This window comes from Chryseobacterium caseinilyticum (assembly GCF_014837145.1).
Classification (GTDB): Bacteria; Bacteroidota; Bacteroidia; order Flavobacteriales; family Weeksellaceae; genus Chryseobacterium; species Chryseobacterium caseinilyticum.
In genome coordinates, this window is sequence record NZ_JACYFS010000002.1 from 327062 (window position 1) to 339203 (window position 12142).

Genomic DNA, 12142 nt, shown 5'->3' on the forward strand with positions numbered 1-12142 from the left:
ACATTATTTTTGCGCAGGCTTTATTTTAACAAACCTTAAAAATAAATTAAATTTTATGGCTTCAGGCTTTTTTGCACTTCTTGATGATGTTGCAGCTTTAATGGACGATGTGGCGGTAACCACTAAAATAGCTACAAAAAAAACAGCAGGAATTTTAGGTGATGATCTTGCCGTGAATGCCGAGAAAGCTACAGGGTTTATGTCTTCAAGAGAAATTCCTGTGCTGTGGGCAATTACCAAAGGTTCGTTTTTAAACAAACTGATTATTCTACCCATTGTATTTTTACTGAACTGGCTGTATCAGCCGGCTATCAACTATATTTTAATTGTCGGAGCAATGTATCTGGCTTTTGAAGGCGTCGAAAAAATTATTGAGTTTCTTTTTCACCGGAAAAAGGAAGGGCACGAGGTCATAGAAGAGCGGGAAGCTGATACACAGACCGCCGAGGAAATCGAAAAAGCAAAAGTGAAATCTGCAGTGACCACAGATTTTATTCTTTCTCTGGAAATTGTAATTATCGCATTGGGAACTGTGCTTGAAGAAAGCCATCCTTTCATTACCCAAATTCTTGTAACAAGCCTTGTTGCCATAGTAGCAACAGTTGGTGTATATGGAATTGTAGCATTAATTGTGAGAATGGATGATGCCGGTTTCAAATTAATCAAAAAAAGTAACGGTAAAGGTTTTGCATCAAAATTAGGTCAGTTCTTGGTAGATGCGTTGCCGTGGGTAATTAAATCGTTAGGTGTGATTGGAACAATTGCTTTGATCATGGTTGCAGGAGAAATTTTCGCCCACAGGATTGAATATCTGCATCACATTTTACCTGACTGGAACGCCACTTTAAAACAGGTAGTCTTCGGTCTTGCAGGTGGATTGATCGGTGTAGCTTTGTTCACTGTTGGAAAAAAAGCATACAGCCTTGTTTCCGGAAAATAGAAACTGATTAATAAAAAAATATAAAGGTTTACGAAGATGTTTTTGAACGGTTTTCGTAAACTTTTTCGTTTAAAATGAGAAGCTTAGCAATAGATCTTTTGAAAATTGTTCTCGCCATGTTTGTGGTCGGGCTTCATATTCATTTTCTCAGAGATTCGTATCCAACAGTCAGCTATCTGCTTGTTAATGGGCTTTTCCGCTTGGGAGTTCCCGTTTTTCTGATTATTACCGGCTATTATTTTTCCTTTGTTAATGATTTTTCGAAACTTAAAAAGTGGCTTTTCAGAATCTCTATTTTATACGCAATCTGGACGGTCGTCTACATTCCGCTTTGGAAAGAAGGTGATGCAGTTACGAATATCGTTTTCGGTTACCATCATTTATGGTATCTCAACGGAACTTTATTTGCCGGAATTCTTCTGTTTTATCTCAGAAATAAAAGCCCGAAACTCCTGATTTTATTGACTTTTCTGTCTTTCATTTGTGGTTATACAATTCAATATTTAGGAAACTCTCATTTTTTTGAAGGCGAAACGAATGAGCTCTTCAACCGCTACCCGATGTACCGGAACTTTCTTTTCGACTGCTTCCCGTTTCTAACCATTGGTTTTCTGATTAAAAAATACGAATGGGATGTGAAAAGAAATCCTTCACTCTGGCTGGTTTTATTATCAGTTACAGCTGTCATCGCGGAAGCCTTTGTCAATATTCAGATTCTTAAACTTTCGAAAAAGGAAAGTGTCGATCTCTTATTTTCCCTGTTGATAGCTTGTCCGCTCCTGTTTATTTACTTTAAAAATTTAAAATATAAAACCGATTCAAAAATTCTGGCGAGCATTTCCACGGCCATCTATTTTATTCATCCGCTGCTGATGTTTTATGTTTACAAATCTGAAAATCTTTTTGTACTGCAGCATGCAGATTTCTTTTTTGTAAGTTCTCTTATTTTGTCAAGTTTAGTTTTGGTGTTTTTAAACCGAAAGCTAAAGTATCTTCTTTAATTTTATTTTGAAATCGCCATTCCATCCGGTCGCCCACCAATTTCCAGTTTTTTGATGACTTCTTGAGTTGCTAAATCAACAACTGAAATGTAATTATTGGGTGTACACGACACAAAAAGTCTGTTTCTTTCATGGTCAACAAACAATCCCGCGCCTTGTCCCGCATTAATTCTTTTAAGTTCTTTTCTGCTCTTGAAATCTATAAACAGCAGGTCGCCGGTTTTTACGCTGACTGCGTAAACAGTTTTACCATCAAAACTGAATTTTAATCTGTGCAGTCCCAAAACTTTGGTGTCTAAATCTTGCTTAATGATCTTCTTTTCGGGATCAATGATGATGATATGCCCATCTGGTCTCACTGCCCAAAGTTCTTTTCCATTGGGCGATACATCAAAACCTTCCACACCTTTTCCTGCAGGTATTAAAGTCTGAATCCAGTCCAGGCGTGGTTTTACGTTCGGAGGTAAAACTCCCGTGGGCGGAACAGTTGGCTGCAACAAAACATGATCAAAAATACTTACCGTTCCGGATTCTATATTTGTGGTGTAAAAGTGTTCAGAGTCGGAAGTCACATGGATCAAATGTGTAACATTTTGCCCTGTTCCCACAGACCATTCAAGCTTTTCTGAGCTTACATCATATCTTCCTACAGATTTTGAACCCTGTGCAGTGAACCAAAGTTTGTTATCATTTAATGCCAAACCATGAGCGCCGTACAAAGGACGGATATCAATGTTTTGTTTCGGAACTAAATTCTTTAGATCTATAACATTTATTTCATGAGCAGCTCCATTAGATGTATTGGCTACATAAGCTTTTTCTCCGTTTTCCGATACGATAAGTTCATGTGGATCTTCTCCTACCGGAATTTTTTTAATGATACTTAAATTATCATAATCTAAAACCACCATTTGATGATCTGATTTTGAAAGTGCAAGAATGTATTTGTTTTGTGCGAAGGAAAATTGAATACTGCAAAAAAGAAGTAGAAAATGTATAAACTTCATTAGTTAAGATTTAAAAATAAAAAAGAGACTTAAAAGCCTCTGTTATGATAAATTTTTATGCATTAAGTTAAATCAATATTAATCCTGTCCGTTCATCGGAATGATTTTTCCGTTATCATTGTATTTCAATTCTCTCACTTTCAAGCTTCTTAAGTAACTTTTTCCACCGGAATTTTTGCTGTCGTGATAGAATAAATACCATTTATTGTCGATTTCTACAATACTGTGGTGCGTTGTCCAGCCAACAACAGGTGTAAGGATTTCACCTTTAAAAGTAAACGGCCCATAAGGATTGTCGCCAATGGCATAAACCAGTTTGTGGGTTTCGCCGGTAGAGTAGGACAGGTAGTATTTGCTGTTATATTGATGAACCCAGACTCCTTCAAAGAATCTCCGGTGCTGGTCGCCGGCCTTCAGAAGATTGCCGTTCTCATCCAGAATCTGAATGTCTTTCGGTGCCTCCGCCAGTTCTTTCATATTGTTTTTCAGCATAGCCATCTTCGGAAGAAGTGCTTTTTCGTCTTTTCCTAATTCCGGATACTTTTCAGAATGAACATTATTTCTGTACTGCTGAAGCTGGCCGCCTTTCAAACCTCCAAAATAGATATAATATTTACCGTTGTCTTCCAAAACTTTAGGATCAATGCTGTAAGTTCCTTTGATAGGCTCTCTTTCTGCTTTAAAGGGTCCCTCAGGATTTTTAGAACTTGCCACGCCAATTCTAAAAATACCGTTTTTATCTTTCGCCGGGAAATAGAAATAATAGTTTTTGCCTTTCTTTGCAATGTCAGGCGCCCAAAGCTGTTTTTCGGCCCACGGAATATCTTCAAGTTTTAAAATCAGACCTTCATCTTTTGCTTTGTGAGAAGGAGATTCCAGACTCAAAACATGGTAGTCTTTCATATTAAAATGCCCTCCGTTATTGGCATCTGTCACTTCAGTCTGAATATCATGAGAAGGGTAAATGTAAATTTTATTATTAAAGACATGCACCGAAGGATCGGCAAAATACAAATCATTAAAAAGATACTTTGGAGCCTCCTGAGCATAAAAATTCTGTGAAAATATGATGAATGCAAAAATCTTCTTCATGGTTGGAAAGTTTTAATTATTTCAAAGAAAGGTTATTGATGAAAGCAAGTTTAATATGAGCAGCATCAACGAATTCAGAATGATTAAGGTCGATTTCTTTGTCGGTTTTTAATTTTTCAAAAAAGCTGATGATTTTATCTTTGTTAATACTGTTTTCAATATAATGATTAAAAAACAGCTCAGAAGTTTCGTGATCGGTATGGCAAAGTAGAAAAGCAAGTGGACCTAAAGAATCTTCGCAGTAAGGGTTGAATTTTGTTCCTTTGTTTTTTAGAAATTCAACAGCAGTTTCTTTAGCATCAAAGATTTCAAAAATGGGTAATACGAATTTTTGAATATTCTTCACAATTTCACTGATTGATTTTTCATGAGACAATCCTGCTAAATTCCATTTTTTCCAGGTTTGGAGTGGTGTAATATATCCGATGTGGTTGGCATAAATTAATCCCGTACAAAATTCACTTTTGATATTTTCAATCTGCCATTTCTTTAGACTTGTAGAATAAATAGCCATACTGGGATTGATCATAATATGAGAAGAATGATTGTTGAAACCAGTCTGAAAGGTGATTTCAAAGAAAATATCTTTATCCGATGCAACTTTTTTCAGCCGTCGCCCTTTTTCATAGATTTTAAAATCTCCAAGCTGATTGGCTATTTCATTACAGGAGTATAAAAAAACAATTTTGGAATCCATTAATTTTTGTAAATGTCGGGGTGTTCAAACAAATATAGATTAAAATTTGATGAATAAAAAAAGGAGGCTTAAAAAAGCCTCCCGTATATTTAATTGAATAGATCCTTCACTTTATCAAAGAAAGTTTTTTCTTTTCCAGATGGTTCGGCTTCCATTTCACCACTGCTCATCATCTTTTCAAAGAAATCTTTTTGCTCTTTATTTAATTTTTGCGGCGTCCAGACATTAATGTGAATAAACATATCGCCTTTTCCGTAGCTGTCGATGCTTGGCAGACCCTTTCCGGCAAGTCTGAGGATTTTCCCCGACTGAGTTCCTGCATCTACGGTTATTTTAACTTTTCCGCCAACTGTAGGTATTTCCTTTTTTGTTCCCAATGCAGCTTCTGCAAAAGAAACATAAAGCTCCTGATGAAGATTGTCGCCTTCTCTTTTGATCGTCTGATCAACCTCTTCTTCTACAATCACCAAAAGATCACCGGGAACTCCGCCAAATGGTGCATCGTTACCTTTTCCTCTTACATTCAGCTGGATGCCGTCTCTGGCTCCCGCAGGAATGTTGATTGAAATTTCTTCTTCATCTTTTATCAAACCCTGTGCATTGGCTCCAGCAGGAATTTTATCGGCAACTTTACCGATTCCCTGGCAGGTTCCACAAGTGGTTTGCGTCTGCATCTGTCCAAACATCGTGTTCATAACTTTCATCTGAACTCCGGCTCCGCCACAGGTAGGGCAGGTTTTAGACGTAGCACCTTCCGCCATCTTCATCTTTTTGACTTTGATAGTTTTCTGTGTTCCGTTCACCATTTCTTCAAGATTAAGCTTGATACGGATTCTGAGATTTGAACCTTTCACCTGCTGACGGCCACCACCGCCGCCGCCAAATCCGCCGAAACCACCACCGAAAATATCGCCAAACTGGCTGAAGATATCTTCCATATTCATTCCGCCGCCGCCGAAGCCGCCGCCTCCAAAACCACCGGCACCGCTCATTCCTGCATGACCATATTGGTCGTAGCGCGCTTTCTTGTTGTCGTCGCTCAACACTTCATAGGCCTCTGCAGCTTCTTTGAATTTTTCTTCAGCTTCCTTGTCACCCGGATTTTTATCAGGGTGATATTTGATCGCCATTTTGCGGTACGCTTTCTTAATTTCGTCGGCTGATGCAGATTTGCTGATCTCAAGAACCTCGTAATAATCTCTTTTTGACATCTTTTCTTATAATTGATTATTGATAAATGATAAAAGATATTTAAAATTAAAAGATGAGTATGTTATCAATTATCACTCATCATTTATCATTCATTAAATTAGTTTCCTGTTACTACTTTCGCGAATCTGATTACTTTTTCTCCCAAAGTATATCCTGTTTCGATAACGTCTACGATTTTTCCTTTCAGATCTTCAGACGGTGCAGGAATTTGTGTAATTGCTTCGTGATAATCTACATTGAAACTGTCTCCGGCTCTTACTTCCATGGCTTTTAGACCTTTCTCAGTTAATTTGTTCTTAAATTTCTGATAGATCAGTTCAACACCTTGCAGTTCAGCTGCGTTTTCGTTTTTCGCAATTTCCTTGATCGCTCTTTCAAAATCATCCAAAACACCAAGCATAGAAACCATCATTTCCTGATTAGCATACTGGAAGTACTCCATCTTTTCTTTTGATGTTCTCTTTTTATAATTTTCAAACTCAGCATAGAGACGAATGTAACGATCTTTTTCCTGTGCCAAAACTTCCTCTGCCGTCGGTTCTGCTGTCACATTTTCCTCAGAAACTGTTTCGTTCTGAACCTGTACTTCTTCCTGTTGATTGATGTTTTCTTCGTTGATATCCTGATTTTCCATATTTCAATAACTTTTACAAGGTGTTTTGACAAAGATTCTGCCAAAGAAAAAAAAGTGACAATTAGGCAGATGAGGAAGAGGCAAGGCAAAAGTAAAAAGAGCCGTAAAGAAAGAGCCAGATTAAAAGTATAAAGAATCAAGTTTAAAAATGCTGTTAAATCATAATTTTTTTTTTCTTATCTCAACCTCAACCCAAATCTCGCCGCGGGATCCCGAACTAAAATCTCAAATCTCATATCTCAAACCTAAAATTTCAAATCATTTAGGAGCTAATCCGGCTATCCGCTGTATCTTTTTTGCAGCGGTCTCCTCTTCGTTCCGTCCGCCACAAAAAAGGATGCCGCTTCTATCCGGGCTAGTTTTGAAAGAAACAAGATTGTAAGAGCTAAGTAAAAAATATAAATAACCTTATTGGAAGAGCCAGGTAAAAAGTAAAAAGAGCCAAATTTTGAAATAAGCTATTGAATAATGATATTTTTTTATCTCAACCTCAACCTAATCAGTAAAAGTCTGGTACAAAAGATAAATATTCAGCACAATAATAATCACCGCAATAATCCAGACACAGGTTTTCAGAAATGGTTTGTTGGCAAATTCTCCCATTTTTCCCTTGTCATTGGTAAACATAACCAAAGGAACAACAGCAAAACTCAACTGCATCGACAGAATTACCTGACTTAAAACCAAAAGATCAGTAGTTCCCTGTTCGCCATAGATTATTGCCACAATCAATGCCGGAATTACTGCAATCAATCTTGTGATCAGTCTTCTCAGCCAGGGTTTTAATCTGATATTCAGAAAGCCTTCCATTACGATTTGTCCGGCTAGGGTTCCCGTTAAAGTTGAATTCTGTCCCGATGCCAAAAGCGCAATGGCAAAAACAATACTCGCCATCGAAGCTCCAAGGATTGGGGTGAGCATTTTGTAAGCGTCATGAATGTCTGCGACGTCTTTATTTCCGCTGGTGTGAAAGGTTGCAGCCGCCAGAATTAGAATTGCAGCATTAATGAAAAACGCCAAAATCAATGAAACTGAAGAGTCTACAGTAGCAAATTTTATAGCTTCCTTCTTTCCTTCTTTAGTTCTGTCATAATCACGGGTCTGAACAATACTGCTGTGGAGATAAAGATTGTGAGGCATCACCGTTGCACCAAGAATTCCAATTGCAATGTACAGCATTGCCGGATTGCTGATGATTTCTTTTTTGGGAACAAGTCCTCCAAAAATTTCTTTTAACGCAGGTTCTGAAATCACGAGTTCATAAACAAAACATCCGAGAATAATAAAAATGAGTCCGCCAACTATACTTTCAATCCAGCGGAAACCTTTTGCCTGAAGTAAAAGAATAATCAAAACATCAATAGTAGTAATCACAATTCCCCAGGTTAGCGGAATTCCAAAAAGTAAATTTAATGCAATTGCAGATCCGATGACTTCTGCCAGATCGCACGCAGCAATGGCTATTTCACATAAAATCCAGAGTATAAAATTGGTTTTGGGACCATAGTGGTCACGGCATGCCTGTGCCAAGTCTCTTTCTGCAACAACACCCAGTTTTACTGAAAGATGCTGCAAAACCATCGCAAATATATTTGAAATCAGAATTACTGAGAGAAGGGTATAGCCAAACTGCGCACCACCGGCAATGTCTGTAGCCCAGTTTCCGGGATCCATATATCCCACAGCTACCATCAGACCAGGTCCGGCAAAGGCAAGATATTTTCGCCAAAAACTTCCATTTTTTGGGATCTTGACGGAAGAGTAAACTTCGGGAAGAGAATGCATGGTTTTTTCTTTACGCCAGGCACTTTTTAATTTCAGATTCATATTTGTTAGAAATGACTAACAAATGTAATTAAATCTGTACCAACTCAATCATATTTAAACAAAAAAATCCCAAAGATTTACTTCGGGATTTAATTTTTATTGATTCTAAAGAATTTATTTGGCGAATCTTACAGACATTTTTCTGTCAGTTGCTCTTTCAGAATCTGAAGCAGATGCATCTACTGTTGCAAATTTACTTCCGTATCCTTCGGCTCCTAAAACCTGCGTACCAACGCCGTTTTTACCAAGCCAGTCTTTTATGTAATTAGCTCTTGCTGTAGAAATTCTCACGTTGGTAGCTTCGTCACCGGTTTTGTCGGTATAACCTCCGATTTTAATTTTTGCATCAGGATATGCTTTGAGGATAGCTACAAGATTGTTCAGCTGACCTTCTGAGCCGGCCTCTAATTCAGATGAACTGTTCATTTTAAAATTTACATGGTCAAAATCATACCACTGATCTTTCAAAACAGCATCATCTGAGGCATTTTTATAGCCATCAGTTTTAAGAAAAGCAATCATCTGATCTTCCATTCCACCTTTGTAACCCATCAGCGTAACTCCGTTAAGATCGATGCTTTCGTCTGTACGTGCTTCAGCTGGGGAGTTTGCAGAATCTCCGGTATAGGCATCAACAGTATCAGACCTGTTAACTGCGATAGAATCATTTGCTGTTGTTGTAACTGTTGTTTCTTTTTTCTCACATTGTTTCCAGACAAAATATCCTGCAGCCAATAAAAGCAAAAGAGGAAGCAACCATTTCCAGATTGAGCCGCCTTCGCTGGTATTTCTGTCGGGAAAAGTGCCTCCGTCAGCTACACTTCTTGTTACTTCAACCTGAGGCTCAGCTTTGGGAGTTGTTGTTGCAGGATTTTCATTTCCGTCAAAACCGTAACCTTTTGCCCAGTTTCCAAGATTTAATGAAGCTAAAGATAATCCTGCAGGCAATAAACCTGAAACAAGACCTTTCTGTTCATTCAAAAGATGTGAAATTCCTGATATGTCGAGATTCTGATCCTGGGCATACTTTGCCACGGATCCTGCTGTAGCTCCGGTTACAAGATTTAAGAGAGATCCTGCGGAGTTAGAACTGATTCCTGCGTAGGTTGCTACAGAATTAATCAAAGTAGAAAGCTGTTCACCAAAAATACTTCTCAAAAGCGTGTTGATCCAGCTGTTTCCCTGTACGTTTGCACTCAGATTCGAAACAGAATCTCCCGAACCAGCTCCTGTAATGGCATCCAGCACTTCCGGTTTATCAGAATTGTTGGCCAGTCCACCCAAAACTGCCGGGAGAAGTCCGCCGACAGCTTTCGAAATTCCGGATTCACTTTCTCCCAGTTGCTGGGCTGTCTGCGATGTAAAAGCCGGTCCGAGCTGGCCTTTAATAAGATCAATTAGATTCAATGACATAATAATTTATTTTGTAGTTAATGTATTTTAAAATTAATAAAAAACTTTTCAATATTTTAAGTTTAATTGAAAAATTTTGATTTAAAATAGGTTTTTAATATAATTTAAAGCTTTTCGTTGTGAAGTTTTCATTTTAAAATTCATCAGAATTCCATTTACCTGAAAGCATTATCTATAAAGAAAGATATAAGATTTTTGAAGATTATTTTTTCTGTAGTATTTAAAAATTTCCGCACATCTATAATCCAAACTTTTTTTGTCCGGAATTATTTTTTACCTGAAAATAATGCCCATGCAATCAGAACAGGCTGCATAAAAAGTCGTGCAAAACGCCTGGAATCTGTATCTAAAACAAAAGCATCTTTTCTGTTGAGGTATTGAGAAATGTTACCGGGAAATACAGCGGCGAAGAATGTTCCTGCAATGATTCCTGCGGGTTTCTGATATTTTTTCGGTGCTAAGATTAAGCCGGTTCCCAAAGCTATTTCTGCAATTCCGGAGTAAACAACGGTATCATCTTTTTTGAGGGGAACCCAATCGGGAACCTGCGCCTGAAATTCTTTGCGGGCAAACGTTAAATGTGCAATGCCCGCTGCAACGAGCATTCCGCCTAGAGCGATCTGTGCTATTTTTTGCTTTTCCATAATATATTTTTGTGGGTTGTATGTAAAAAATCAACTTCAGTACCAAAAAGCAGATTGCTGTAAACAAAAAAAGACCGCCGCAGCGATCTTCTTTATATTTTGAAAGAATTTTTTAATAAGCTTTTGCAAATAAAACTCTTCTAGCTGAAGGTTTTCCTGTAACCAAAGAAACACCTTCTTCCACATCATTATCTGAGGGAATACATCGGATCGTAGCCTTAGTTTCATTTTTAATCTGCTCTTCTTCTTCTGCTGTACCGTCCCAGTGAGCGTAGATAAATCCGCCCTTTTCGTCTAAAACTTTTTTGAACTCTTCATAGGAATCAACCTTTGTAATATTTTCTTTTCTGAAGTTCAAAGCTTTCTCGTATAGATCAGTCTGGATGGTCTTTAAAAGATTTTCGATATGAGAATCCAAACCTTCGATAGAGACAGTTTCCTTTGTCAGATTATCGCGTCTTGCAATCTCTACAGATTTATTCTCAAGGTCTCTTGGTCCCATTGCAATTCTTACCGGAACTCCTTTCAGTTCGTATTCTGCAAATTTCCAGCCCGGTTTATTCTGAGTATCATTATCAAATTTTACCGAAATTCCTTTTGCCTTGAGTTTTGCCTGAATGTCTAAAGCGACCTCGCTGATTTGAGCCAGTTGTTCTTCACCTTTAAAAATAGGAACAATCACCACCTGAATCGGTGCCAGAGTCGGAGGTAAAACCAAACCTAAATCGTCAGAATGCGTCATGATTAAAGCACCCATCAAACGTGTCGATGTTCCCCATGAAGTTGCCCAGGCGTGCTCTATTTTTCCTTCCTTGTTGGTAAATTTTACGTCAAATGCTTTCGCGAAATTCTGTCCTAAAAAGTGAGATGTTCCAGCCTGAAGAGCCTTTCCATCCTGCATTAATGCCTCGATGCAGTAAGTATCATCTGCGCCTGCAAATCTTTCAGAAGGTGTTTTTACACCTTGAATAACCGGCATTGCCATAAATTTTTCGGCAAAATCAGCATATACTTTATTCATTTTTTCCGCTTCTTCTACAGCTTCATCTTTCGTTGCGTGAGCAGTATGGCCTTCCTGCCACAGGAATTCTGCTGTTCTCAGAAACAGTCTCGTTCTCATTTCCCAACGTACTACGTTTGCCCATTGGTTGATCAGAATCGGAAGATCTCTGTAAGACTGAATCCAGTTTTTGTAGGTGCTCCAGATGATGGCTTCAGAAGTTGGTCTTACGATAAGCTCTTCTTCAAGCTTGGCATCAGGGTCAACAATCAGTTTCCCCGGATTGTCCGGATCATTTTTAAGTCTGTAATGGGTAACTACTGCGCATTCTTTTGCAAATCCTTCAGCATTTTTTTCTTCAGCCTCGAATAAACTTTTGGGCACAAAAAGAGGGAAGTAAGCATTCACGTGACCGGTCTCCTTAAATTTTTTGTCCATTTCGTCACGCATCTTCTCCCAGATGGCGTATCCGTAGGGTTTTATCACCATACATCCACGAACTCCTGAGTTTTCTGCCAGATCAGCTTTTACAACAAGCTCATTATACCATTTGCTGTAATCATCGCTTCTTGAGGTAAGTTTTGCCATTATTTTATAGAATTTTTTTAACTTTTATTAATAATTGTAATCTAAAATAAAAAGTCTATTTTTGATTGAATTTTATACCGTTTATTT

At 38.0% G+C, this 12142-nt stretch carries 11 protein-coding genes; 2 read left to right on the plus strand and 9 right to left on the minus strand.

All coding sequences use genetic code 11. The features are described from left to right. Positions 1 to 55: 55 nt before the first annotated feature. Together IC610_RS09595 and IC610_RS09600 are read left to right on the plus strand one after the other, a co-directional pair. On the plus strand, positions 56 to 940 hold the full coding sequence (locus tag IC610_RS09595; RefSeq protein WP_191736655.1) for a DUF808 domain-containing protein: 885 nt from the start codon (positions 56 to 58) through the stop codon (positions 938 to 940). A gap of 74 nt (positions 941 to 1014) precedes the next feature. Then, entirely contained in the window at positions 1015 to 1941 is a 927-nt protein-coding gene (locus IC610_RS09600) for an acyltransferase family protein (protein WP_191736656.1), read from the plus strand. 2 nt (positions 1942 to 1943) lie between these two features. Here the strand turns inward: IC610_RS09600 and IC610_RS09605 are convergent, their stop codons facing one another. The 9 genes from IC610_RS09605 to proS all read right to left on the minus strand — a co-directional run bounded on the left by IC610_RS09605 (position 1944) and on the right by proS (position 12055). Next, a complete protein-coding gene (locus IC610_RS09605) occupies positions 1944 to 2948 on the minus strand; it encodes a YncE family protein (RefSeq protein WP_191736657.1) in 1005 nt (334 codons plus the stop codon). A gap of 78 nt (positions 2949 to 3026) precedes the next feature. Next, complete coding sequence (locus IC610_RS09610; RefSeq protein ID WP_191736658.1) at positions 3027 to 4040, minus strand: glycoside hydrolase family 43 protein; 1014 nt, start codon at positions 4038 to 4040, stop codon at positions 3027 to 3029. Between the two features lie 16 nt (positions 4041 to 4056). Next, positions 4057 to 4737 (minus strand): hypothetical protein, encoded by a 681-nt coding sequence (locus IC610_RS09615; RefSeq protein ID WP_191736659.1) that lies wholly within the window; start codon positions 4735 to 4737, stop codon positions 4057 to 4059. Between the two features lie 89 nt (positions 4738 to 4826). After that, a complete protein-coding gene (gene dnaJ / locus IC610_RS09620) occupies positions 4827 to 5948 on the minus strand; it encodes a molecular chaperone DnaJ (protein ID WP_056077097.1) in 1122 nt (373 codons plus the stop codon). A gap of 98 nt (positions 5949 to 6046) precedes the next feature. Continuing rightward, a complete protein-coding gene (locus IC610_RS09625) occupies positions 6047 to 6583 on the minus strand; it encodes a nucleotide exchange factor GrpE (protein ID WP_191736660.1) in 537 nt (178 codons plus the stop codon). A 495-nt stretch (positions 6584 to 7078) separates the two neighbouring features. Continuing rightward, positions 7079 to 8410 (minus strand): Nramp family divalent metal transporter, encoded by a 1332-nt coding sequence (locus IC610_RS09630; RefSeq protein WP_191736661.1) that lies wholly within the window; start codon positions 8408 to 8410, stop codon positions 7079 to 7081. 114 nt (positions 8411 to 8524) lie between these two features. Further along, entirely contained in the window at positions 8525 to 9823 is a 1299-nt protein-coding gene (locus IC610_RS09635) for an OmpA family protein (protein ID WP_191736662.1), read from the minus strand. A 266-nt stretch (positions 9824 to 10089) separates the two neighbouring features. After that, on the minus strand, positions 10090 to 10467 hold the full coding sequence (locus tag IC610_RS09640) for a DoxX family protein (RefSeq protein ID WP_191736663.1): 378 nt from the start codon (positions 10465 to 10467) through the stop codon (positions 10090 to 10092). A gap of 112 nt (positions 10468 to 10579) precedes the next feature. Further along, a complete protein-coding gene (proS, locus tag IC610_RS09645; RefSeq protein ID WP_191736664.1) occupies positions 10580 to 12055 on the minus strand; it encodes a proline--tRNA ligase in 1476 nt (491 codons plus the stop codon). Between the last annotated feature and the right edge of the window lie 87 nt (positions 12056 to 12142).